At 36.3% G+C, this 26516-nt stretch carries 25 protein-coding genes; 19 read left to right on the top strand and 6 right to left on the bottom strand.

What is annotated here, in order from left to right:
* Window positions 1–10 precede the first annotated feature (10 nt).
* The 5 genes from PVK62_RS08165 to PVK62_RS08145 are packed head-to-tail and all read left to right on the top strand — an operon-like array spanning window position 11 to window position 5760.
* Window positions 11–391 (top strand): hypothetical protein, encoded by a 381-nt coding sequence (locus PVK62_RS08165; RefSeq protein ID WP_274440633.1) that lies wholly within the window; start codon window positions 11–13, stop codon window positions 389–391.
* Between the two features lie 17 nt (window positions 392–408).
* Complete coding sequence (locus PVK62_RS08160) at window positions 409–1170, top strand: HNH endonuclease (RefSeq protein ID WP_130066578.1); 762 nt, start codon at window positions 409–411, stop codon at window positions 1168–1170.
* On the top strand, window positions 1167–2399 hold the full coding sequence (locus PVK62_RS08155; RefSeq protein ID WP_274440634.1) for a hypothetical protein: 1233 nt from the start codon (window positions 1167–1169) through the stop codon (window positions 2397–2399). The genes PVK62_RS08160 and PVK62_RS08155 overlap by 4 nt, the downstream gene beginning before the upstream one ends.
* Before the next feature lie 16 nt (window positions 2400–2415).
* Window positions 2416–2739 carry a hypothetical protein gene (locus tag PVK62_RS08150; RefSeq protein ID WP_274440635.1) on the top strand — a complete coding sequence of 108 codons (324 nt, stop codon included), beginning with the start codon at window positions 2416–2418 and terminating at the stop codon, window positions 2737–2739.
* Between the two features lie 9 nt (window positions 2740–2748).
* Complete coding sequence (locus tag PVK62_RS08145) at window positions 2749–5760, top strand: hypothetical protein (protein WP_274440636.1); 3012 nt, start codon at window positions 2749–2751, stop codon at window positions 5758–5760.
* A 78-nt stretch (window positions 5761–5838) separates the two neighbouring features.
* On the opposite strand, the gene PVK62_RS08140 is transcribed toward PVK62_RS08145, so the two are convergent.
* Window positions 5839–6459, bottom strand: coding sequence for a hypothetical protein (locus PVK62_RS08140; protein ID WP_274440637.1), 621 nt, complete (start codon window positions 6457–6459; stop codon window positions 5839–5841).
* 299 nt (window positions 6460–6758) lie between these two features.
* Here PVK62_RS08140 and PVK62_RS08135 point away from each other — a divergent pair, with 299 nt between their 5' ends.
* From PVK62_RS08135 to PVK62_RS08070, 14 genes are all read left to right on the top strand, one after another.
* On the top strand, window positions 6759–7286 hold the full coding sequence (locus PVK62_RS08135) for a hypothetical protein (RefSeq protein ID WP_274440638.1): 528 nt from the start codon (window positions 6759–6761) through the stop codon (window positions 7284–7286).
* Window positions 7287–7296: 10 nt separating this feature from the next.
* Entirely contained in the window at window positions 7297–8277 is a 981-nt protein-coding gene (locus PVK62_RS08130) for a type IV secretory system conjugative DNA transfer family protein (RefSeq protein WP_274440639.1), read from the top strand.
* Window positions 8278–8284: 7 nt separating this feature from the next.
* Window positions 8285–9451 carry an ATPase, T2SS/T4P/T4SS family gene (locus PVK62_RS08125; protein WP_274440640.1) on the top strand — a complete coding sequence of 389 codons (1167 nt, stop codon included), beginning with the start codon at window positions 8285–8287 and terminating at the stop codon, window positions 9449–9451.
* A gap of 15 nt (window positions 9452–9466) precedes the next feature.
* Window positions 9467–9709, top strand: a complete 243-nt coding sequence (locus PVK62_RS08120) for a hypothetical protein (RefSeq protein WP_130066585.1) — start codon at window positions 9467–9469, stop codon at window positions 9707–9709.
* Between the two features lie 77 nt (window positions 9710–9786).
* A complete protein-coding gene (locus tag PVK62_RS08115) occupies window positions 9787–10992 on the top strand; it encodes a TcpQ domain-containing protein (RefSeq protein ID WP_274440642.1) in 1206 nt (401 codons plus the stop codon).
* The gene (locus PVK62_RS08110; RefSeq protein WP_274440643.1) at window positions 10989–12626 is read left to right on the top strand and encodes a hypothetical protein; all 1638 of its coding nucleotides are present in this window, start codon (window positions 10989–10991) and stop codon (window positions 12624–12626) included. The genes PVK62_RS08115 and PVK62_RS08110 overlap by 4 nt, the downstream gene beginning before the upstream one ends.
* 1 nt (window position 12627) lies before the next feature.
* On the top strand, window positions 12628–14211 hold the full coding sequence (locus PVK62_RS08105) for a hypothetical protein (RefSeq protein WP_274440644.1): 1584 nt from the start codon (window positions 12628–12630) through the stop codon (window positions 14209–14211).
* Window positions 14192–14974 carry a hypothetical protein gene (locus tag PVK62_RS08100; protein ID WP_192957894.1) on the top strand — a complete coding sequence of 261 codons (783 nt, stop codon included), beginning with the start codon at window positions 14192–14194 and terminating at the stop codon, window positions 14972–14974. The genes PVK62_RS08105 and PVK62_RS08100 overlap by 20 nt, the downstream gene beginning before the upstream one ends.
* A gap of 8 nt (window positions 14975–14982) precedes the next feature.
* Window positions 14983–16665 (top strand): ATPase, T2SS/T4P/T4SS family, encoded by a 1683-nt coding sequence (locus PVK62_RS08095; RefSeq protein WP_274440645.1) that lies wholly within the window; start codon window positions 14983–14985, stop codon window positions 16663–16665.
* Window positions 16658–17773 carry a type II secretion system F family protein gene (locus PVK62_RS08090; RefSeq protein WP_274440646.1) on the top strand — a complete coding sequence of 372 codons (1116 nt, stop codon included), beginning with the start codon at window positions 16658–16660 and terminating at the stop codon, window positions 17771–17773. The genes PVK62_RS08095 and PVK62_RS08090 overlap by 8 nt, the downstream gene beginning before the upstream one ends.
* A 24-nt stretch (window positions 17774–17797) precedes the next feature.
* Entirely contained in the window at window positions 17798–18370 is a 573-nt protein-coding gene (locus tag PVK62_RS08085) for a prepilin-type N-terminal cleavage/methylation domain-containing protein (protein ID WP_274440647.1), read from the top strand.
* Between the two features lie 12 nt (window positions 18371–18382).
* Window positions 18383–19846 (top strand): hypothetical protein, encoded by a 1464-nt coding sequence (locus PVK62_RS08080; RefSeq protein WP_192957898.1) that lies wholly within the window; start codon window positions 18383–18385, stop codon window positions 19844–19846.
* A gap of 91 nt (window positions 19847–19937) precedes the next feature.
* Window positions 19938–20264, top strand: coding sequence for a hypothetical protein (locus PVK62_RS08075; protein ID WP_192957899.1), 327 nt, complete (start codon window positions 19938–19940; stop codon window positions 20262–20264).
* Window positions 20265–20270: 6 nt separating this feature from the next.
* Window positions 20271–21011, top strand: a complete 741-nt coding sequence (locus PVK62_RS08070) for a hypothetical protein (RefSeq protein ID WP_192957900.1) — start codon at window positions 20271–20273, stop codon at window positions 21009–21011.
* A 29-nt stretch (window positions 21012–21040) separates the two neighbouring features.
* Here PVK62_RS08070 and PVK62_RS08065 read toward each other — a convergent pair whose 3' ends face one another.
* From PVK62_RS08065 to PVK62_RS08045, 5 genes are read right to left on the bottom strand one after another with little or no spacing between them, the layout of a single operon-like run.
* Complete coding sequence (locus PVK62_RS08065) at window positions 21041–21820, bottom strand: hypothetical protein (RefSeq protein WP_274440648.1); 780 nt, start codon at window positions 21818–21820, stop codon at window positions 21041–21043.
* Between the two features lie 12 nt (window positions 21821–21832).
* Window positions 21833–24460 (bottom strand): hypothetical protein, encoded by a 2628-nt coding sequence (locus tag PVK62_RS08060; RefSeq protein WP_274440649.1) that lies wholly within the window; start codon window positions 24458–24460, stop codon window positions 21833–21835.
* Window positions 24461–24480: 20 nt separating this feature from the next.
* Entirely contained in the window at window positions 24481–25092 is a 612-nt protein-coding gene (locus PVK62_RS08055) for a hypothetical protein (protein WP_192957903.1), read from the bottom strand.
* The gene (locus PVK62_RS08050; protein WP_192957904.1) at window positions 25093–26199 is read right to left on the bottom strand and encodes a hypothetical protein; all 1107 of its coding nucleotides are present in this window, start codon (window positions 26197–26199) and stop codon (window positions 25093–25095) included.
* Window positions 26200–26201: 2 nt separating this feature from the next.
* Complete coding sequence (locus tag PVK62_RS08045; RefSeq protein ID WP_192957905.1) at window positions 26202–26498, bottom strand: hypothetical protein; 297 nt, start codon at window positions 26496–26498, stop codon at window positions 26202–26204.
* Between the last annotated feature and the right edge of the window lie 18 nt (window positions 26499–26516).

The following is a 26516-nucleotide window of genomic DNA, read 5'->3' as shown; positions in this document are numbered from 1 at the left end:
GGCTAAGCTAATGAAACATATTAATTGGATACTATGGCTTATTCTTAGCTTCCCTACTCTTACTTATGCTAATGAGTTCAACGATGGGAATACCGTCGGTGGCTTTTTTACAAGAATGGCAACTGTTCTTCGTGGGGTACTAGGTGAAAGTTTAAGTGTCGTTGCATTAGTTGGTTTGGGTTCTGTTGCTTCTGGGTTGCTATTCATCGCTTGGGCAAATAAAAGACAAATATCACCACGATTTGGCATGATCTTATGCATTATTGGATTTGCTTTTATGTCACCAAAGGCATGTAGCAATATGGCAACTCGGCAGGTACTCCAATCTGAAACACAGGTTGTCACTGATATTTTAGACCAAGACAGTTCCTTTATTTCACCAAATGAATAATAACGAGTGAGCACATAATGACATCAACACTATTTATTGGGGCAATTAGAAACCTAAGCTCAGTTAGTCGGAGTGATAACCCTAATTTCGATGAGGCAAATAAAGAATTCCAACTCGCTCGTGAAAGCTTTGTTCAAAATCGAAAAGCAAGAATGCACAATGATGAAGAGCTGGAGTGTGAAAAATGTACTTTAGCAATGCCCAAAGGATTTCATGTCCATCACAAAGATGGTGATCATGAGAATAATCAAGAAAGTAATTTTTCAATACGTTGCCCATTTTGTCATTTATGTGAGCATATCGGTTGGGTGGGTAAAAACCGAATGGGAGTAATAATTTTCGCTCCTGATATTAGTCAAGAAAACCTTAATACACTATTACTAACTACGTATTGCTTAGAACTTGCATTATCAAAAACAACTGACAATACATCTGAGTACGACACGTTAGAGCAGATTACATTGCAAGCCAGAAGCATTGTACGAGCTTTTGAGCATACAAAGACAAAGGTATTAAGAAACTATCAAACAAACTGCCCTGCTGACTTTGCGGATACATTTCTTGCTATGTCGGAAGATGAATACCAACAAAGAGAAAAAAATACCTTTTATGGTCTCCGTTTATTTTTTCATCCCGATGGTTTTCAAAAAGAAATAGAGATGTTTTCTAATTCAATATTCCAGATAAACGACGCTCGAAAATCGAATCCTCTACACCCTGCGGAATGGTTATCTCGTGCCACCATTTTTAAAAATCAAAAAAAAGGAATTGAACGATGAATTATACAAAGATCGGTATCATCTGGATTGATGATAATAAAGCGCTAGGCTCTGGAAGTCGCCTTGTAGATAATGGCTATGAATGTATTTCAAGTCATCCGAACGAAGTAAAAAAAATCAATTTAAATAACCTAAAATCAAATTATATCTACATTACAAACATTAAGCCAAATAACTACAAACGCTTTGGGTTGGATCGATTTAGAAATATTAATTCATCAAAGTTTTTGGGGGTAACCCTCAGCACTATAGCGATTGAACTTGGATTAAGTGAAAAACTAGATGAAAAACTGCCAATTTTTTACACTGTATGTCAAATGCTGGCTAATAAATTAGAAGCACAATTTGGAATTAATTTGATGAATACTGAATTTACCGCAATAAAGGAGATTCATTCAAAATTACTACCAGATCATCAAAGAAATAGACCATTACTCGCAATGGCTTCAAACCTTGAATTAGAAAGAGCAATTGCAAATTCTATGCAAAAAATGCAAGCAAATAGCTTAAGACAAAGTAGAGATATACAAAGCATTACCTCCGCTCGCTTTCCACGAGTGCCATACACATTAACCTTATTAAATTTGCTATACCCTGCTAGTAATGAATACCAAATCAATAATAATTTTAATGGTCGTTTAATTGGTCAATCTGAGAAGTCTCATATCCGTGGAGACGACGAAGTTTTACAGGAGTTAATCGAGCTAGCAAAAACAAATTGTGGTTTTATTGAAGTTGAGCAAGTAAATACTATTTCAAAATACAACGATTATTGGCCTTTTGGTAAAGAGCTGCAAGCTACGCCTCCTAGACGTTGGGCGGCACTTCCTGAAGCAATTGATATGGCAAATTATTCACTGCTTAAGCTTGGTAGTGTATATGTCACTGAAGGTAAAAAACTTCCTTTTGCGCCAACAATGCCAGAAGTAAATTCAGTTAAATTTTTAAGCTATGTAAATGGTTTAGTTAATGAGGTTATTTGGACTTCCCTTGGTTACTCACAAATGCAAGATAAGTATCCATCCCCAATTAGTACCTATATACGAGCTTATGACCGAATAATGCTTAGATTAAAAGCAAAGACATTTGTCGATAACCAAATAGAAGTAAGTAGCTTTAATACAGGTGCAATTCGCTTTTATATCGATTCGACTGATTCAGCAGAGTCTAAAAAACTTAAAGATCTAATTTTAGCTGAAGATATGATCCCACAAATAGATCTTCTATAAAGGAATGGTGACAAATATGGATAGTAATTTTTCAGAAAAACCACATGTAGCAGCCGACTATTTTACGAATATGAGTCAACTCACTCAACGAGATTTATTATGGAAAATAGCAAAGCAATTTGGTGAGCGAGGTGCTATTACCGCTAAAACTGTTATTCAGTTAGAAGAGGCAAATACAAAAGAACCACACGAACAGAAAGAATATATTGCCAATATTCTAAAAACGGTAGAAGAACGCTTTTTGACCTCAAAAGATAAAGAAAAACCAATATCCTCACATAGCAATGGACATCAATCGCATCAGCAAGAACAAGAAAAACCGATGACATTACTTTTTTAGGAAAAAAATATGCCTTTAGCTATCCCCTCACTTAACGCAATAACTAGCTTGATATCAGATCAACTATCGCATCATGCTTTAGGTCACTGTCAATTACTCACAAAATCAAATATTTGTGAGTACACAGTAATTACAACAAATGGGGGGTGTATTACCGCATTTGAAATTATAGGTATGAGTCGTTATTTAACAGATGCAACCGAAGAAGCTTACTTATCCGATGTATCTAAAACCCTTGAAACAATATTTAGAACCCCTCATCGAAAGATAGGGATTTATCTAACAAGAGACCCTAATAGAACAGCGACTCAACTTGAAGATGTTTTTAGATCAACACAAGACTCTATTTCTCGCTTAGGTATAGAAGCTAAACACTTCTTTGAAGAGCAAATTAAAGATCTCAAAAGTGAATGTTCATTTGAAAGAACGATCTTGACAGTAACAACCAAGTCATCAATTTCAAGTCGAGACAGTATAACCATACCAACAATGGTCGGTGAATCTGTCAATATAGATCAAATGCCAACTCTCGCACAAAATCAATTTATTGAAACGCAAAGCATACTTCAATCTCATCAAGCATTCTGTACAAGTATTCAAGCGAGGTTAGCTGAACACATTACTTTAGAAAAACAAACATCAGATCGCTACTTACAAATAATTAAAGAAGAAGAAGAGCTTGTCGCCCTCAATCAAACAAAATGGAGGGCAAAAGGCATTGGTGATGAATGTGATTTTGCACTCGCTGAAAATGATGAAGATTTTGTTACCTACCCACCTTTAGCATGGCAACTAGTAACTAACGACAAAGAACGTGCTTATGGTGACAGCAGTATCATTGAATCAAATTCCAACTATATTGCCACAGTGGATCGCGAGTATTTTCCTATCACGCCTGAACCTTTTTCAAAACTGTTACGTTCAATTTCGTCACACATACCTTTACGGTGTGCATATGAATTTGAGACAGGCACAGAAGAAATCGTTACTCGTCTGTCTGCAAAAAAAACATGGCTAATGTTTTTCCTTTTTTCCAAGGCTTCAAGAAATATCGATTCCGCTATTAATGAATTAACCACCTATGCTGAAAAAGAAAATGGAACACTACTAGGCGGAGCCCTAAGTGTCGCAACGTGGGCCAGTACTTTAGATAAAGCAAAAGAGTATAAAAAAGAAATAATCCAAGCATTAACCTCATGGGGATCAAGTACCGTCAAAACACCAGACTGTACTTATGCTGCCTATGCTAGTAGTTTGCCAGCGTTTGCAAGAAAGCCATCAGCTCGAAATTGTGTACAGCCAATTGATAAGCATATAATAACAGCCCCTATCACTCGACCTGCTGCACCGATGGCAACGGGAGGAATATGCAGCTCTTCTTTAGATGGAAGGTTATTCCCTATTGATCCTGCAACGTCAACCCAAAACTATTCACTCAACATCATTACTGGTGGTATGGGTTCAGGTAAAACAGTATTTAGTTCTATCTTTAATAACACTTTTATTTTTGGTAAAGGCAATTCCAATTTACCATTAATGGGATACTTAGACTTTGGCTCGGGTGTACATAACTACATCTCTGCACTAAGAAATTGGCTACCTAAAGAGCAACATTATAAAGTTGAATTAATTCAGTTTTTAAATCAATCTGGAAATGCATTTAACATCCTTGAACCACAGTTCGGGTTAGACCAGCTCGAAGAACAAGAACGCGCTTTTGCTGGCGCATTCTTATGCCGAGTGGTCAATGGTACATCAAGTCAATCGGTTCACCCAAAGCTTGCCGATGTTATGGAAGCCATAATTTCAGAGCTATTTCGTACCAATCAAGAATCACCAATGCCATATACTGAGAGGTTAGGCGTTTACTCAGGACAAGAGACTCGTTTACATACTGAAATTCAAGAGTTATTAAACTCAGGTCATATAAACATAAGTAATACAGAGCGAAAAACATGGTATCTAATACGAGATAAGCTATATCAGTTAGGTGATGAATATTTCTCCCATGCTCGTTTCTGCCATCGTCAAGGGAGCGCTTGCCTTACAGAGCTAATGCAATTATTAACGAGTAGTAGCACCTTGCGTAGCAGATTTGCCACCTACAAAACCCCTGCTGGTGACTCTATCATTGATTACATTATTATCTCTCTTGACACCCTATTATCTCGATATTCAAAGATTTTTGCTTATCAGTCGCAAATTGATATCTCACAAGCGCGAGTAATAGGAGTCAATCTAAAAGGTATTACAGGTAATTCATCCGATGCTGAAACGGTTAATACAAAAAAACTATTTGGAATGTTAGGTAAATACGTCGCTGAGAAAAATTTCTGGCGTGAACCAAAATCCTTTATGCCTTTAGTTCCTCCGTTATACAAAGAAATGTACGAGAAAATAATTAGCCTTGATACCAGTATGAAAAAACATTCATACGGTGATGAATATAAACAATACAAATCAGATGAAATGGATTCATTGTTAGATAACTCAGCATTGATTGCTCGTAAATATGGCTTATGTATTACAATCTCAAGTCAAAGTGTGCTTCATATGCCTCATGAAACATTAAAGCTGGCAACTAATTTATACATTCTTAAGATGACAAATGAAGACGCTAACTACTTGGCAGAGACCTATGCATTATCCGAATCATTTATATCAGAAGCAACAAGATTGGTTGGTATGTCCAACTCAAGTGACTTTGGTCGAAACATGCTATATATAGGCCAATTTAAATCAATTAAGGGCTATGTAGTTCAAATTCTACGTAACCAAATTACCCCCTCTTATCTTTGGAATTTTGCATCCGATGCTGAAGATGAAATGATAAAAGAATTAGCGATTTTAAGATATGGGGCTAGAGATGCTTACTTACGATTAGCTAAGTTATTTCCACATGGTTCAGCGTTAGCCACGATAGAAGCACGATTGAAAAACTCAAAATTTGATAGTAAAAGATTCACAAAAGAAGACATTATTTTAGAATTAGTCGGCCAACTTTCAGAAGTTAGTATCTAAAATAAAAAATCCTCTATCTAAATTGAATTAGATAGAGGATCATGTTTTAACCTTCATAAAACTCCTACTTAATATACTTTAAAAAGAACTTCGGCTTCTATTATCTAAGCGGCCCGTAGAAAGCTTTAATGCCTTTTCAATTCGACGACAAGCCCAGCTACTACGACTATGAGCAGTGCCTTTTTGAATATAAAGTAATACGTCTTCAAAAGGAGATAGTAGCGTTGACATCTGATTAATAACTTCTGAATAATTGGTAGCAGTGGCAAGGATAGCGGTAAGATTATCTCGTCTGAATCGAGAAACCATTGATTCATTGAAGTAAGGTCGTGCTTTATCAAAGAAATCATCATCAATCATATTTTTCGATTTAAGTAATTCAATAAGCTCATTCCATTGAGTCTCATTAGATGATGAAAGTGTTAATGTTATATATGAAGCATCAATGTCCAGCTTATGAGCGGTTTCACTTACCCCTCCATTAAGTCGAATAGCGATGATTAAATTTTGATAATGAGAAGATGAATAATTCGAAACACTTACTTGAATCTTCTCCAATTCAAGTAAATCAAATCCCTTAGTCGCTAAACGCACACTAAAATCAGGATAAGTATCGACTAAAAATGATAGTAAAGTAGGATCCGAAGATATTGCATTATTTATTTTTCTGAAAAATGCTAACTTGACGTCCATTTCCATAAGTAACCTCTTCAACTGCAAATAATTCAAACATAATTATATTTATAAACCCTAATTTAACAGCGTAAAATAAGTCTTCATCTTATTTACTATGAAACCGCGTATGAGGTCGCAAAAAATTCTATAAATTTTAAAAAATTCAAAATATAAATCACCTTTTATTTAAATTGATATTTTTTAATTAGATTTAAAAAATAACATGCCGCTAACGACCGCAATATTTACATTGCAAACACATCATTTACTTTATAATATGGTTGCATTTGTTTATGTCGAAAATTATAACGAAAGGATTTGCTATGAAACCATTCATACAACATGTTTTTTTTGGTTTTTTTATTTTGACCACGCTTGGCTGTTCCACAAAAAGTGTTAACAGTAATGCCCCTTTGCCAAGTAACAAACCACATTACATTGATACTGAAATTGAACAATTAGCAAAGCAATTGATCGATGAAAAAAGAAAGTTGGCCAATATCCGTGAAGCAAAGTTAAAAGCAACTACATCACCACAAACAAACAGAGCGAAAGTGCCTCAAAGCGCAATATTTTCAGGTCTCGAAACTAAGCGAACTCTAAAATGCGAAGGGTGCGATCTTAAAGTAGCACTTCAAAGTATTGCTGTATTGCTTGGGTGGGATATCAACTCTGTATATGAAGTAGGTAGAAAACCAGCTCAAGGTGTTCCCGTTAGTATTGAGTTAAATAACGAGCCTTTACGTATTGCACTACAGCAAATCAAAATGGATGCTGGACATATTATGGATCTTAGAATTGACCCTAACTTTAAATCCATGTTGATCGAGTATAAAACTCTAGGACTGTAGGTTTATCATTATGCCACTAAGATTAAACAAACTTTGTCAGATCATATCAATAGTCATGCTTTGTACTGCACTGCCCATTAATGCAATGACGAAAGATGAACTAAATGATTTAGATGCCTCTAACGCTCAATACAGTGCTGATAAGGAACAATTAAAAGATTGGTATGAACAATTAGAAAGAAATGCACAACGTGTCGGATACAATCATGCCTTTAATCGAACAATGATTGAACATGAAGCCCAATTAAAAAAACGCTCTCAAGAATATGACCGCCTACTTAGCTTTGAACATATTACAAGTCTGATAAAAACAGGTGTGGCCGCTGGAATGTACTTAATTGGGGGGATCGTTGATGAAATTGATTCTTCGACTGAAACAATTAATAATCGCGTCATATTAACTCACGAAAAATCCTACCGTATCGTAAAATACCCATATCTTTCAGCGAGCAAACCTAATTGGCGTGACTATCTTTTCTTTCAACAGAAATTAGATCTTGCACCTCCTCCAACCTCACTCTTACCTCGAAACGAAAAGGAACGATTAATCTGGAAAGAAAGTGTGGATAAAGGCTGGTTACGTGGTGAAAAAGCGGCTCACAGAGAAATAATATCGCGTTGGCAAACCCTATTCGCTGATTTACGTGGAATGACTCGTTATTGGGTAGCCGTTGAGACAAACCAAATAAAGGACGCGACCTTAAGTATTCAAACGCAACCACTTGAGTATGCAAAATACGAAAATGAAGAAGAACTTAGATTAAACCCGACAGTCATTCAAATAAATTCACAAGCGGCCTTTAATCCTAACTTATCAGATTGGAACGCTGTAATAACAGAGCCCAATTCAAATGCTCGCTCAGATGTAAGAAACTCAGTAATTCAAGGGAGTTTAAATATAGAAGAGCTCACTGATGCTCAAGTTATTGTTGAAACGGCTGAGTTTTCTGATATGCGCAACAGTATTAATAATACTAACATACATAAATAGGCATGGTATGAGTAACGTTGATGTAGACAACAATAATTGGAAACCTCGTAATGTTTTCCGTATGGAAAGTATCTCTGATCATACCGCGCAAGACCTTCTTGAGCATTGCTTAAATGAAGGATACAGAGACGTTTATTTACAAAGTAATGATTATATTCGGGGCAAAAAAGGCACTGATTATGTATTGATTACAAATAATAAAATTACTCATAAAGAGATCATTGAATTAGCTGGACAAATTAGCTCTAAGGGCCAAGTAAATCAAGTTACGTTAGGTAAGTCTAGCGGTGGTCGAAAAATAATATCTCTGAAAGAAAACCAAAATAAAATACGATCTTTTAGATATTCTATAAGCCAAATTTCTCAAGGAATGCAAAAAGGCCTTGATGTAGCAATACGACCTATAGCCGAATACGCCCCTACCATTCAAGATGTAGAGTTAGAGGCTGAATTCATCAACCACGTTAAAAAGATATGGAAAGGGCTAGTGCTCATAATTGGTGCTACTGGTGAAGGTAAAACATCCACTTTAGCAGCTCTCATTCGTGAAATTCTTGAGAAACCATCTAATAAGCGGATATTAGAATTTGCTCGCCCTCCTGAATTTGATTACTCAAATTTAAAAATCCATCCATCTAACTCAATTTGTCACCATGAAATTTTTGAAAGTGAAACTTCTGGTGGTGATCTTGTTAGCTACGATGAAGCAAATGCAATGGCTATGAGAAAAGGGGCCGATTGGTTTGCTGTTGGAGAAATGACAGAGCCAGAAAGTTTCCGCTCTGCCATTATATTAGCCAATACAGGGCATATTGTATCTTCAACATTACATGCTAATAGTGTTTCGGCTGGCTTTGCTCGTGTCTACCGCATGTTTCCGTCACACGAACGCGATGAGGTACTTTACGGCCTAATCAATGAAGGGGAAGTGTTTGCATCGCAAAAGTTGGTTAATCGTGTTGGAGGTGGATTGATTGCTATTCGTGAATTCTTTATTAATACACCTGAAGCAAAACATATTTTAAAAAAATGTGATTCTTTACAATCCATTATAGAAACTGTTGACGCCATTATGTTCGAACAAGGTACGACATTCAGACAAAGAGCTTCATTCTTATTGGAATCAGGGCAGATCTCGCAACAAACACACGATAACTTTATGGTTAGCGTATAGAAAGGATGCATCAGAATGAATAACTCACATCATGAAAATAAACCAGCTAAAGTGTTTTTATGGGAGTGGCCAGTAGCATTGCCATTATTGCCATTAGGTGCAGCCCCATCATGGAATCTATTTTATGCATGGTTAGTCTGGATCGCACTACTGACAATATTAGCATTTTTCAACATTCGTATAACAAACATCTTCTGGAGGTGCATTTCTCAATTAAGAGGTAAAAAATTCTACGCACGTAACAAAAACAATCGATAAGAACATTTGCACTTATTGTTTTTTTTATAATATACTAACGTAAAGATATTATCATATTTGAAATATAGGAATTTAAAATGAAAAGGAATTTCAGTCGCATGAAGATAACACTATGCGCAACTATTATTACCCTTACATGTTCAAACATAGTAAATGCTGCTGTTTATATTTCCTATGATTCAATTCAACCTACCTACGAACAAAACTTATCTAATTCTCAATCAGAGTTTAATCGTGAAATAGTCCGAAGCCTTCAACGACAAAGTGAAGTACAAGAGTTTTACGCTTCTGAGATTATTGATTTTCAAAAAGACCAACAATATCGAATTGACGAACGCTCACAGCAAATTGCTGCGCAAAAATTTATTAACGATCAACAAACAAGACAAAACCAAATTGAAACAGATCGTTTAATACAATCAAGAGCATCTTTAGAAGAACAACGATTAGCCTCTGTTCTTGATTCGAATCGACGTGAAATAGAAATTCTTGAACGTGCCACGTTGCAAGAAAAAGACCTTCTTGATAAGCATTATCAACGCGAAGAAAATTTCTTGCTTGCTCAAACAGCTATTCAAAAAGAAGTGCATGAATTGCAGGTTGGAGTAAAAGCAAGTCAAGATAAATTACTCGAAGAGCAATTGCGTTCTGGTGCTCCTTCTAACTTAATTGTTGCATCTAAAGACGCCTCAAACTTAAAAGCGGTTGTAGACCCTAATCAACCCAATGAACTCAACAAACTTGGTGCAGCCAAACAAGGTGATGTTGTCGTTAATCTAAACCAATTCGTCGCCTCCATTCTTCCTACTTATTGGCATTATGAAGCACCAGCAGGTCTAGATAATGAAACGATTAATGCCGTGCAAGGGAAAAACTGGCAATCAGTTCTTAATGTAATCGCCATCAATAATCCGCATTTAGAATTTGTAGTCGATCCATACAAGAAGGTAGTTTCTGCAAAGAACACTCTACAGTATGCCAAAACCAATCCAACGAACAGAACTACCCCCTATTCAACTTGGCACATGACAACCGAAAAAACACTTAGAGAAAACATAGAGTATTTTGCTAAACAAGCAAAATGGACCGTTCTCTGGGAAGCTAAAAAAGTTGATTATCCAACCGTTGCACCAGCCGTTATTCAAGCTAGATTTGCAGGCCCAGACGGTGTCGTTAATAAACTAATGAAATTAACCGAACGAAAAAATACTCCGCTATTTGCTGATTGGAAATTCGGCAACAAAGTAGTTGTCATTAAACGCAAAGGAGCAAGTGTAAAATGATTAATATGATTAATTTTTCTAAAAAATATTACTTAGCTATCGCTATTTCTTGCGCCCTAATTTCTGGTTGTTCAAATACCGATGAGATGGAAGAAATTGATGAAATCAAAGACATGCATGCTCAACTACAAGAAATGGTTGGAAAGCAGTTTGAACTGAGTAATACACATTACCGCGAAAGCGATGATATCTATGTATTAGGTCAAGCATTTGAAACAAAAGAAGATCAGCCATTACCTCCAATTTTTGATGTAGAGCTCGACTTTGCTCAATTTGATAAAATTCCTTTAGATGAAGTCTTATCAAAAATTAATCAATACTATCAGCAATACGGGATAATAATTTCTGTTGAAAGTGATGCTGATTTTTATTTACGTAATGTTGAATCAAAAGGCTCCAGTTCATCGTCAAGTACACTTAATTTAGCTCAAGACAGTACAGCGACTAGCATCCTTCCAATTCAGCAACTAAACACTACAGCTTTATCATCAAGCTCGCATGAAGGATTTTATCCACATAAGCTTACATTAAATTTCACTCATTCCTCTTTGCGCCAAATGATGGATTTAATTACAGCAAGTACAGGGTTATGGTGGAAATACGAAAATGGCCGAATCACTTTAAATTATTTCATTGAAGACACTTTCCCTCTAGATGTATCAAATTACAGCTATGAAATCACATCTACTCAGAATAGTAATACTGAAAGTGACAATGCGACTAGTGGCTTTAATATCAATACTGCCTCAGAAAAAGCAGAGCCTTTAACTCAATTAGAAGAACAACTTAAAAAATATTTAAGTCGCTCAGGTTCTCTTGCCCTCAATAAATTTGATCGTACTGTTACTGTTAAAGATACCCCAAACAACGTAAGGCGTGTTGAACGATTTATTGATGATTTAAATTACACAGCACTTACGCCTTACTCAATACAAGCCGATGTATATGAGATTATTTGGGAAGTGAATGATGAGAAACAAATTAGCTGGACTGCGGCCTTTGAAAGCGCCTCTTTTGCTTTAAACGCGCTCTCTCCTACGGTTATCTCTGACTCTGGTTTAGGTGGCATTACAGCAACAAAAATTGGAGGGGACTTTGATGGGTCTAACATTATTGGCAAATTCTTAAATGAAAATGCTTCGGTTTATTCTCGTATTACCAACACGATTAAAACCAAAAATAATATTCCAACTCAATTAATTAGTTCACAAGACAGAGCTATCGTTTCTGGTCGAGAGGTAACTATTGACTCAAATGGCTTCTCACAACAAAGCGTTAATACTAAATTAATTAATGAAGGATTCAATATCACAACCAGACCCCGTTTAACTTCAGATGGTAAAGTTGATATGGAGGTAATCGTTAATACTAAATCTATCGGTGATATTAAAACCTTCGGTTCTGAAGAGGACATGGTTCAGTTAGAAGAAACGAAACAGCACGGTACAATTTCAGGTATTCCAATTCGTTCTGGTGAAACCGTAGTATTAAATGCCTACGAACGAGATCTAAACCGTGCAGAGCTTGCAAGCCTTGCAAAATCACTTCCTTGGTGGACAGGTGGTGGTAAAACGAATAAACGTTACAAGTCATCTTTAATCGTAATGGTTAAACCTGTGATAATGGAGCGTTGATATGTCCTCTAGCAAGTATTTCATCGAAAAATTCTCACATCCTGTTATTACTGATATGGAATGGTCATTTGGTTTAGGTATCAATAATCAACGATCTTACCATGAGAATTTTGGAGCATTTTTTAAATCAAATAATACACGAGGCGTATTAAACAAAATAACACCTACATCAATTGAGATTGGTGTCTTAAACAATGACGTTGCCAAAGGTGAGAGCAATTGCGTTTCATTAGCTCAAGTGGAAAAAGTGGCGATTTTCGCTCGTTCTGAACATCTTTTTACACCAGATAATTTAAACGTTTATGTATTTCAATTAGATAATAATATTTTTCATGTGTTAGCCATTTCAGGTCAAACGATAAAGATTGATCGTACTTTGAACTACGGTAAAGATTCATTTGAAGTTGATTTATCTGCGCTAAGTGGAAAGCTGGATGACATTCTTTTTGGTAATCCTCAACCAATACTGATTCGTATCTGCATATCAGATGATGAGCCTCGAAATACGGCTTCGTCATTCATAAAGAAGATAGCAGGTGCTATTGATACTGATACTGTAGAACTAAACATAAAATTTGAAAGTTTTCATCTCGTTTCTTTATTGTCTGACGTAAGTAAAAGTCAGATCATTTTTCTAAAAAACATTGAAAAACTTAGTGGCTTAAATAGTACTAATTTTAAATATATTTTCTTAATTCTACTGATTGTTTGCTCTGCTGGTGGCTATTGGTACTCAGAAAAAGAAGCGGAAAAGCAAGAACAATTACGAATAGCTGAATTGCAAAGGCAAATCGATGAACAAAATGCCGCTGAGTACAGTAACCAACCTATTGTCAAAAAAGACTTACGAATTGAATTTGAGCTACAGCGAACAGAAAGAATAAATGATGAAATAAGATGGTATGAGGTATTTAAACGAGTATCAGGAGATAAGCTATTTAAAGAAGCTTCTAAACGTATTAGAAATACTATTGTTGAAGTTAATGGATGGAAAACTCGTGATATTAAGATTAATAATACACTTACATTAGTTTCAGAAAATGTAGATATCGAATATTTACAAACGCTGGATAGAGCTGATAGTCAATACGGAGCAAGAGCGTTACTTGATTTTTATCCAGATGCAAAAATAAACCTTGATGGCATGACAGCACTTAATCAAGAAACTGAACTTATTAATAAAAGTGAAATGATTGGTTGGAATTCAATAAAGAAACAAAGTAATAACTCATCATTAATCATTAATTTAATTAATGACTTGCAACGACTTGAGCACGAAAAGAAAATTCAATCATGGTCATTACGTAAAACTAAAATGGTTACCCCAGTGAAGTTATCTAAAAACTTCATTGATGATTACTACAAGTATCAAGTTAATCCAACAAAAGACTTAAAAGACAGTGATTGGTTAATAGAACCTTCTTTTCATAAGTTAATTGTTAATGGTTCAGATACAAAAATCATTAAATCAATTAGTGACATAGTAAATAAATATAGCTCATCATTTTTAAATAAAATAACGTATTCCATTGATACACAAACTACTGTGTTAGAGGTCATTATTCATGAACAATCTAAAAAATAGCATTTTATTATTTGTTTTACTTTTTACTGCCTTACCATCGGTTGCATCAGAGTTGATTACCGTTGAAGAAGCTGAAAAACGTTACAAAGACATTTTGCATTCACGACAAGAGCCTAAAGAAAAACTAGAACAACTTAAAGTATTAAAGCAATTATTGAATACGTCGCGTGAAATCGATTTAATGCTGAATCCACAACGAAATAAAAAAAACGTTACATCACCTAGCCCTGTTGCTAAATCTAAAACTGAGTCTGAAAACAACAAAGAGTTAGAACAACGCCTAAACATTAAAGAAGGTGAAAGAAGACAGGAACAAGCATTAAGATTAATGCGAATTCGAGAATTAAGTACTACTTATGATTCTGGTTTTTATATGTCTGAATATGTACGTATTGGAAAAGCCGTTAGTGCAGATTTAATCGTCAATGGTTCATCACATAAAAATATTGATATCAACAACGCAATTAAAAATAAAAAGGTATTTGATGGCTATAGAATTATAGCAGAAGACTCTCGTGAATTAATTGTGTACAACACAAGAACTAAAGAGACTTCAACGGTTAATCAGCGTTCATCAGAAGAAATAATGAGTGCAATGGCCTTTAATCACCAACTTGTTCAAAAATATGCTGAAGCCGTATTAATGGGTGAATTAGAAGTTGAACTAAAAGCGAAGGTTAACGCAACAAAGGAGACGCAAGACCCTTTAGCCGTTAGCTACCCAACGGCTGCAATGCCAACCCCTTACGATTCATCAAATTAAGATATCGTATGAATAATACTCCTATCACAAGTCTTGATTATTTCGGCACTATTTCATCAGTGGTTAATGCTGAAGAATTAGGCTTTGATCATGAAATAAGTATGCAAGCTGCAATTGTTGTAGGTAATGACCAAAACAAAATGACGGTCTACGCTCTTATTGATAAGGATATTCAGGTCAAACCAGAAAAAGACAAACAATGGCTTGATCAATTTCTGGCGGCTGGAAGAAAAAAAGTATTACAACCAAATAAAGAACGTTTTAGTGATTGCTCGTTTAAAAGAACGTTTGTATCAAAAGACATTATAAAAAATGCTTGCGAACAACATGGCGTAAACTCAAAAACGAGTGTCGATACGCAAAATACTAGAATTAATGAAATCGAGAAAATGTTACTTGATGCAGATACTTTAGGCGCATCTGACATACATATATCTGGAGATAAAGGTCATTCATTCATTAAATTTAGAGTTAATGGTGAGTTACAGTTATATGGGACAGAGCGTAATCAGGACGAAATATTCAGTTTGATATCGGTTCTATACTCGAATATGGCGGCTACAGAAGGCTCAATCGAAGGTGAGCAATTTAATGAATTAGAACAAGCCGATGCTGTTTTATATAGAGGCATTCAAAATAAACGCTTAGGCCTCCGTATTACCACCCACCCTACAACTCGTGAAAAAAAACAATTCTACATGGTTTGCCGATGCCTCGGAGATCAGAAAGAGTACGCTAAAAAAATCGAATTTGAAGAGCTTGGCTTTATTTTCGACCAAGCAAAAAAAATAAAAGAAGCTTTAAGAGCTCGTGGGATGGTATTAACTATTGGAGAAACAAACTCAGGAAAAAGTGTTTCTCAACAAAACTATTTAATGCAAATTCGTGATGACGAAAACAATACAACTTCTATATACGCGATGGAAAACCCAATAGAGCGTCAGATGAAAGGGATCATTCAATTTAATATCATTGAAAGTGGTTCAAGGGTTGATGGTGGAAGTGAAAGACAAGCGGAAGCATTGCAAAAATTCTTTATGCGAGCGGATCCAAATACATTAGCTCTTGCCGAAATTCGAGATCTAATGTCTGTTGATACAGCGCAAAAATTAGCACAAACAGGCCATAAAGTTTTTGCGACATTACACTGTGAAAGTCCATTTGATGTATATGAACGAATGGTCGGATTAGGAGCAAATGCATCAACGCTATCAAATGGTCAAATTTTAGGTGCTGTTATTTCGCAGAAACTCTTAAAAAAAATCTGCCCGACTTGCGCTCACACCATAGAGACATTACCACATATTAATGAAGACCAAATGATAGCTTTAGAGCAATTATGCACAATGGAATTAGGTCACAAAATAAAAGACATTCGATTTAGAAATAATAGCTCTACCAATTGTGAACATCCTAAATGTAATAATGGTCTTATTGGCCGTAAACTTGTTGCTGAAATAGTTAACATTGATGTCAACTTACTCTCATACCTTGCTTCTGGAGACAAGCAAGAAGCTCTGAAATATTGGTTAACTAAAGAGAACTTAACAAAATCTGATGTTGCTTTGCATGCCCTATTTAAAGGCGAGGTAGAAATTGAAAATATCATCACTGAAATTGGGGATCTAACCTCTACCTATAACATTCGTAAAGAACTTAACATTAATCATCCGAGTCAAATTTATGTTTAATAAAATAAGCCTAGACGCTTTCTCATATCAAAATATTTTTGCCCCTTTACTTACGACAATAAGAAAAGGATTTCGCTCGATAGTATTACCACGTAAATATATTTACCAATATTTAGATATCTTACTTACTAAACTTAAACAGGGACAAGATTTAAGTGGTGCGATAAAAACAATTGAAAAGAAGAAACAAGAACACTATCCAAAAAAACACAGAGCAATAAAAAAATTCTATTCAACCATACGGGTAAATTGGGAGGCTTCTGAAGAACCACACCTAGCCGATGTAATGGAAGATTACCTTACAGATATTGAACTAATGATTTTGCGCTCGTCAGATAAAAGCTCAGAAGCAATTGAAATGATTTTAGAAAATAATGAGAAATCAAGTTCAAATATTAAGATCCTGATTTTCGCATCAATTTCTCCATTTATTTATATTTTATCATTTATTGGATTAGTTAACGGAAGTCATGGCGAGGTAATAGAACCAATAGTAAGAACGATTAGTCAAGCAGGCAAAGAGCCTGTAGGGGAACTTGCCGCATTAATTAGTGTTAATGAGCTAGTTTTAAATAATCAATCCTTATTTATTCCGTTTCTCATAATAGTTGTTTTAACGTATAAAATTACATTTGAGCTTTTTACTCACCCATCAAGAATATTTGTAGAGAAGATTTTAATTATCGGGCTACCGTATAGCATCCACAGGGCTAATGCATCTGTTGCGTTCTTACAAACGATGGCTACATTAACTCGTTCTGGTTACCCAATGGCAGGCGTATTAAAAACGATAATTGAACATGGTTCTCCTTTTACTCGTTATGAAGGAAAGCAAATAGAATCAAATTTCCTTATCACAGGTCAAATATCGGAATCATTAAATACCTCTTTATTTAGTGTAGAAACCAATTACCTATTATCGGTGTATTTAGAAACAAAAACCCCAGCAAAATACATGGAATCAATTGCTGAAAAAATAGCACAATCTGTAACAACTCGTATAACGTACATATCTTGGATAATTAACTTAACAGGGATGGTTTTAATTGCGTCCTATATTATTTTGCTTGTATTAGCAAACTTCAGTATCAGTACATATTTAACTTAAATGAAAATAAAAGGGATATAAACAATGAACAGAAATAGAAATATGCGTTTTCCTCAAAAGAAAAAAAATGCTGGGTGGACATTAGTCGAAATTGTTATTGCCATCGTTATCGCAGGTATACTTGCGGCTGGAGGTTATAATGTCTATTCAAATTGGCAACAAAACCAAAAATCAGAAAGTATGTTATCGATTCTAAATAAATCTTTCGATACTTTACCAAAAATGAAAACCACTTATGGTTCTTATGACGGATTGAATAATGCTTATGCTTATACATCAAAGCGAATTGTACTCGATACGACCAAATCACCTACAGCAAATAAATTTGTGACTCCATTTTCAACCGACGGCTTAACCTATGATTCCGTTGATAGTGCCACCCTTAAAAGTGGTCGAGTTCTTTCAGGAACAGATCAATTCATAAGTATTATCGCTAATGATGTCGAGGGGGATCTTTGTCAAGATATTGTCGAGGGTATGTTTGCACGAATTGATGAAATACGAGTAGGCTCAACACGAGTAGCCACAGCTCCAGCAATAACTACTGCATGTGCTGCTGCTGGTACGTCAATCAACATTACTTTTATAAATAATTAATATAGGTCAAGTATGATGGCAAACTCTTTTGGTAAGCAAAAAGGTTCGATATTAATTGGAGCAATGCTGGCCACTATTATTATGATGGTGGTGTTTTCAAAATTCACTCAACAGTGGGCCGAAGAAAATCAACGCTCTGCCATCACTTTACAAGGCCAACGACTAGCTACTATTGCAAATGCAGTTGTTCGTTATCAAAGTAGCGGAGGGGATAGCTCCACGACCCCACCGCTACTCTCACCTTTAGAACAATGGGACCAAGCTGGCCACCCCTTTGTAAATGGGGCTGTCCATTTAGGTCTTGATTGGCTAAAGAGCCAAGCTTTTTGTGGAGGATCTGCAACCTCTCCAGTAGAAAATCTTCACTGCAATACGTTAAACAACCCATTTTTAGGCGGAGATACTACTTACCGATTTGAGATCAGCAATAATGGAACAATTATCAATACTCGGATCCAAATCGTACAAAAAGCAGATCATGCCAATGGAATCCTATCAAATACTGGTGACCCAGATCGCCATCTTGCAGGTGAGATTGCCGTTGCTGCCGAAAAGCTAGTGTCATTCAGTTCAATGGGAGCCACTAACTCATTTTTTACAGCAACAACGACTGCAATTGTGCAAGGAGATATCGGCTTAAATGTTGCCAATACTCCTTATTCTCGAAGGGATGGGCTTGTTACGATCACCGGTACACAAATACATGAAGATGGTGCAGGTATTGAAGGCGCTGAAACAATTAGTGCAGAGAGATTTGCCGACTATGACAGAGCTACAGATACAGTATCAACGACGCGATTCATTGATATGGATGGTGATAGTGCATTAGAGCGATTAACCGTTGAAGAGTTCGTAACACCACAAGCTGAAATTGACAACCTAACCAGCACATTTATTGATAGTGATGGCGCTATCATAGATACCGCAGAAATTAATGATTTAACTGTCGAATACATACAACAAATTGATGCTTCAGTTCAAAACCAATTTGCAGGTCAAGTTCGAGTAGGCAATGCAACAGATAATGTCACTCTATCTGAGGGTGATGTATCCATGACAGGAACATTAATAAATGCAGACGATGATACTTATTTCGTTGATATGGACCCATCAGGGATTTCTCGATTAAATGATATTGTTCTTACGTCTTTAGGGAACCGCTCTATTAGTGATGTAATGCCAAAGCTATCCATGCAAGGGGTAAAAATGGTCGCAGCTAATGATTTATTGCCTGTACCTGTATGCGCTTCTGGTGGCTCTCCTCGATTACTAATTACCCCTAAAAGATGGACAACAATTTTCTTAGACAACGGGGCAATTAAAGTAAATAACAACATTAACTATATAGATGCAAATATCGTCGGTACTAACTGGCAAATTATATTTAAAACTCACGATGTAGGAGATCCAGCACTGGGGTTAATTGATGACCCAAATGGCTTAGGCCTAGCTGAAGTTTACTGTTATTACCCGTAATGACGTTTTTCTAAAAAATGACGATTGTTGAAATAAGAATATCCACTATTGCAAGAATCAAATTTCATACATATATTGAAGGTATTGCACAATGTTACGTAGAACGATTGCTATATTTGCTCTAATTACAGCCTTAGCAGGCTGTGCATCATCAGAAATGGGTCGCCCTATCAACTATGCTAAATTAGAGCGTTTAACCCTTGGTGTGAGTACTCAAGAAACGGTAAAGGAATTCTTTGGCTACCCACAACAAATAATGTATCCAGACAACCGTACTATTTATAAGTACCGTTATCTTAAAACATCAACATCAAGCCACACTAGACATGCGGTAGATTTTGTTTTTAATCATAATCAGCGCCTCATTGATATTACAATTAATGATGCAATAGATTTGGAATCTATAAAAATGGAGTAAATAACCATGCTTGCAACCAACTTACTAAAATGGCTAGTTACCCCCATTACAGCGGTAATCCTAACGTTAGCATTCATCGTTTCAGCTATCCGTCATAGTTTTTGGTTGCTCGCTCTAATTCCGATTCGAGCTTATAAAAAATTTACTACTTCAAATAAGAAAAAGCGCTTTCTAATTATTAGTGTGGCGCTATTTTTCACCCTTCTTTATCAACCATTCATACAACTTCCAAACGCTGGATTTATTGGTTTTGCTAATCAAATGGAATACCACTTAGATAACCTAACTAACCCTATTGCCGCTAACTCGAATGGTGAGTATCCAGTGAGTATAGAAACGGTATCTGGAATTCCAACATCGTTACAAAATCAGGAACCGAGTAATATCTATCATTGGTGGAACTCTCTAAAAAACGATATGTCTGTACGTCCTCAGCACGAGGATCGACAAACTAAAGTAGATTTTCTAGAAAAACGTAATGTTAGCATGATAAATGAAAGTCATTTTGTTCGTGTATACAATCCTGAGCGTATGAATCAAATGATGCCTTATGAACCTATACCTGAGCCAACAACAAGCTTTAGCTTTTTAATCATGCCCATGAATGAGGTATTTGAGAGAGGAAGACCGCCTTATCCAAAGCATGTTCTTCTTGTTTTAATTGGATATGCCATTTTTATTACTTTGATAAGTAAGCTCATAACAATCATCATAAATAAAACATTTAACCTAAAAAATTCTGACTAACAAAAAAGGCCTCATAATTGAGGCCTTTTTTATTCTTCTATATAAGGAAAAATTGCATTCATTTCAAAAGTTCGATAATCATATAAAAAACCCTTAAATGTACCAAACTTATCCCTCCTTAATACCCAGCAATGATAGCCATAATATAAATACATAAAAACAGCAAACATTGAAAATGACAGCCACATACCAAAACTAACAATTAAATCTAGGCTGGAACCTGAGACCATGAACAACATCATAATCGACACCAAGCATTTAAATAAACTATAAAATACTCCAACCGTAGATACGCCCAAGCACCACAGCATTGCATTTTGAGTCGCATTAATTGAATCGACATTACAATTATCTAGCTGCGATACTATTTCTCTAAATGGACGATTTTCTTCATCTAAATATCGAACTTTATCAATTGCCTTTTCGGTTTCACTATCAGGGTCAATTAAAGATAACCAATCCCTGTACGTTGATTTAATAAAGCCATCAATAAAAACTGCATTATGTGGGCTGCTTGGGCGCAAGATCCGAAAGGTATGATCATCAACCGTATTTGATAAACTTCGACCAACAGCCCTAATACCTCTAATAACAAAAGCACGTTTAGGTTTTTCTGAAGCTGTATCATCAGGTAGCGAAGGTAGCTCTTGATTTCCCGATTGAGGCGGTATTTGAATGACAATAACCTTATCATTCAAATCGCCCAGATCATCACCATGTATGACTACATTATTTGAATTAACAGTCGGTACTTTTTTCTTTTTAGCATCCTCTGTTAACACAATTTGTTTAAAATCATTATCATCCATTATTCAGTCACCTTACGCATTCATGCTAGATTGTGATTTTGGTTTATCGCCACCATTAGAACCACCAGAATTTGACGACCCTTGTTCCTTAGCCGATGCAAATTCATCAAGTTTAGATGACAGGCTTTGAATAGCCTGAGTTGAACTTTGTATTTCATTTTCATTATTACCAAATGCCCCACCAACTAAGACACTACTAAACCATAAACCAACGGTATCTACAGTCATGGTCGTAATACGAAATGAATACAAAGCAATAAAAAATAACCCAACGCCATAGCCTAAAAATATAAAGATAATTGCTATTGTCGAATCAAGTAAGCCTAGACCATCCAACTTAGTAAAGAAGGTCACAAACCAAATTAAATTAAACAATGACATCGTCGTATACCCCATATACATACTTCCAAGGAACCCAATAACGGTTAAAGGTTGACGAATAAAAATCCCATAAATCAAAGACAGAACTCGCTCTGTATCTGGCGCAAACAATCCTTCTCCTTTTGGTATTCCTAAAAGTACAGCAGCAAAAGGAACAGCGGCCATTGCTGCAAAAAAGGTAAAAAACAATCCAGCAAGTACCATTGTCCAGCCAATTACGGGGATGGCAGGTAAACCATAGACTAAAATAAGACTTGTTGTGGATAAGACGGTTACCAACATTCCAAGAGTCTGATTACCCCATTCCCATAAATTATTTAACGCCCGAAGTGGAAACTCTAACCAAAATGCAAGCGGAGCTGCGAGCGGAGTTGTTTGCATTAGTGAGTCAGATGTCTTTTCAGCAATTGATAATTGAGTTTTCATCAAAGCATCAAGGGTTCCTCTGAGGCCATGTATAAGAAAAGAAATATCACGCATTCCTTCCCCGACTTGAGTCAGAAATATATAAGGTGAATTTTGACCAGATAGGTTAAATAACAGACTGTCATCACCTGATAATAAACTCAATCTATCTTGTTCATGACTGCCAATTAACGACCCATCATTTCCACTTAGATTTGCCCACTCCATTCCCTTCCAAACCATTTCAATCAGCCAAACCATGACGCTTGACCACACTCCTAACCCTGTTGATGTCTCTCCATTGCCAATACTATAAAATCCCGACCAAAGTGCTACATCAACTTCATAATCACGATCAATGGCTGAAATCGTCGAAGCCATCTGTTTCATTGCCGCTTTTTGTTTTGATACATCAACCATCCAATCAAACCCAATCGTTAGGTGGCCTGTTGTTTCACAGGCAAAATCAATTCCATCAACGGAAGAGGATGTTAACCAAGAAAAGATACTACCCTTACATAACTCGGAACCATTATCCATATTAGCGGTTGTTACAGCAAAGCCATTACCATAGCGCTCAGCATCATAAGCAAGAGCTGAAAAGTCTTGATAAAAGCTCCAAAAACTCCCAGCCGATATATAGCCAGATAGATAATTATTAATAATGCGATCTGTTATTGATGTCTCTGGTAGATTATCGCCTTCCTCTCCTAAATGCTCACCAAATACACTGAGTGCCTTCTGAGATATTGATTGTTGGTTGTAGGCTAATTGTTGAGCCAAATAAATTAAGGCGTCTCCTGTACCATTGACTTTATCCTTTAAAGAAGAGGCTCCTGATTGGAGTGTTCCAGAATTAATCGCTTCAGGAGCAAATGACTCGCCACCAACATTAGGTTTTTTACTCTCATACAATGTTTTAACTGAAACACTAGAAAATGCATCATAGTAACGCTTTGCAAATTCGGTATAAGGCCTCATTGTTGAAAGTAAAATTGCATTTGCCTCTTTTCTCATTAAATACTGCATTTCTGTGACTAATGAATTTGTGCTTGAGAACATTCCTTTTTGTTTGTCATCTTCCGCTTTTGGATCCCCTTGTAACTGAAACGTCAATGAACCGCATGATTCATTGGGACCACCTAACCGAATTCTAAGAAAGCTTGGAAGTCCTCCTTCCTCGGGTAATGCTATTTCATCCCAACTATCTGCGCCTTGCAAAGATTTAAAGGTAGGTATATTTTCACGGCCTGATAAATAATAGAAAAGTTGCTCTCCATTACTTGCCCCTATGGTTTTATGATAAAGATAGTTACAGGTAAACGCCCGAGCAAATGAATTAGAGCGATCAATCGTATTTCGAATAGGTGATGCCCCTCCAATATTAAATTCAAATAAAGCTCGCGTTGATTGAACCCATAACCAATCGGCAATAGCCCCTCCCCCAACGATTACTCTCATTGTATTAAGCTGAACATTACTGATCGAAACGTTATAGTCCTTCATCGCTTCAATACCAGCGCTTGTAGGCATGAGTAAGCTAAAAGCCATCAGTAAACGAATAGGAAGAAATTTACTATTACCAGATGCGATATCAGCAGTAACTAAACCAGATAAAAGAGACTTACCTCCAGTAAAAGCCAAGACAATTAATAATGCAGCCAACGCAACTATGTTTAACGAAGCTAACGCGATCATTAAAGCTGAAACGGGGTAATTAATGGCGGCAGAATCATTAAAGACACCTAAAACCCAATCACCATACCAAAGGGTCAACCAATGTATAATTGATGGCTCAGCAAGATAGTCAATAGCATTACCAAGCCCATCAAGTAACCCTGTATTCTCTTCCATAACTGTTCCTTGTTATCGACTTAAGTGAACATTTCCCATAGTTCAAGGGGGTGCATAAATGCCACACCGAGAATGAGTTGAGTTAAAGCCCCACCAAATGTAGGAGGAGCTTTCCCACTTACAGCGTTATCTCCAAGTCGGCCAACATTATGCCAACCACGGCCATACGCAATCGCCCCAAATATTTGCATCAATGCTGTAGTTAAATTGAAAAAATTCGCATTAATAACCTGAGACTCCCATGATTGATTCTGATAGAGGCCCAAATCATAATGAAGACAACCTTCCATACTCCCATTGGCACAAGAAATCGATCTAAACATTTCAATTGAGTAAGGGGCAAAATCTTGTGACACAAAAATAGAATTAGCGATTAGCGCTTGGCCTTGCCCATAAGACATTAAGAAAACACTGGCAAAGAATCGCCCTATAATTGATAACGGAGAAACATCAGCAATTTGAAAAGCTGTTTGTGAGTAATTACCCGTTAATTGCTTAACATTTTTAAGAGTCGCGATACACCAAAGAAAGTAATACCAACCAAGAGCCATAAAAATAACTTCAATTAATAAATAAAGAGATGGGATCTCATACTCGACCATGAACTTAAAGAATTCATCAAGCATATTCATTTACATCTGAACCTTTGATTGAATAGCAATAAGAGCATTGCTTGATAGCGCGGATTCTGTAGTTAAAAAATCCAAAGCAAGTTGTAGGCTAATCATTTCAGCGATCATGCGAGTAACTTGCTCTGACGATACAGGTTGCTCACTTGACGGTAATGTTTGTAAATAAGAAAATTTAGCTTCTGGGTGCATTGTCCCCCAATCGGCAGGCAGGGAGTCTTTTGAGTTGGTATTCGTAATTAATTTTAAGAACTCTTCACTATTATAATACTGAACTCGTTCTTCTAATTGGGCGATAATTGATTTTTTACCGTCTTGATGATCGTACAATCCTTTGATTCGTTTTAACGCAGAATTTGGAATTGATTCAAGAGCGTGTTGTCTAGCCCACTGAGTCGTAGCGGCTATCGCATGGGGATCATCATTTGTAGCTAAACTGCCATCCAAACGTCGAGGTAGTGACTTCGTATCTTCCACTCCAAGAATTAATGCAAAAGCATCATCTTGGGCTTGTTGTTTATCAGGACTCATTACCCCGTCACCAACACCAAGTACGGTTCCACCATCTAGCATTGCGGCAAGAGATTCACCATCTTTATCATTTACAGCCGAAACTAAACGACTTGAAATGCTTTCTCTTTTCTTTTTTAACGCACCACAATGTAATCCTGATCCACCAACCCCACAGTCTGTGATTTTTGATAATTCCAAACTTTCCACAGCAACCTTTGATTCGTCTTCAGCACATAAATTGGCTGAAAACGAATCATAAAGAGCTTTAGCTCCTTGGATTGCAGAACAAGCACTAGGAGAAGCAATATATCGCTCTTCAGCATGAGCATTAGCCGTTGAGGATACCGATGTTGTAACTGCTGAAATTTCAGCACTTGCACGGTATTCACTTTGCATATTTTCAAATTCGGCTAATGCATTCTCTTGAGCATATTCAGCCGCCCAAGCTGACTTTTCTTCAACCCAACGAGCAGCCGACGATACCATTTCTTCTAATTGGAGGGCGTTACCAATCGCGTCTATACAAACAACAGCATTAGCTTTAAATGGAAAACTAAGTGCAATAATTACGGCTAAGTGTTTTTTAGAAAAATACATCGTTACATCCCCATTTTTTCCATTTCCATTGAGTTATCCATCTCAATATCATTGCTAATGTCAAACGGTTGCTCTAATTGTGTAGTCACATCACCAAGCGTAAAAATAGGTTCATTGTTATTTTCAATAGCTGTAAGTAAGCGGTTATCAAATGCTTGAGGATGAAAAGATTCAACTTGAAGTGTGAAATCTTCCATAGATAGACAAGAATCTGGATTCCAACGAGGAGAAGAGGATAACAAGGGCTCTTGAAGATCTACCGCTAGATTTCGTCTAGTTAATGATTGTTCGAATTCCATTGCACTATCCTTAAAAAA

The organism is Aliivibrio sp. S3MY1 (assembly GCF_028765575.1).
GTDB lineage: Bacteria > Pseudomonadota > Gammaproteobacteria > Enterobacterales > Vibrionaceae > Aliivibrio.
The sequence above is the reverse complement of the archived record's forward strand: the minus strand, read 5'-3'. Positions and strand labels throughout refer to the sequence as shown.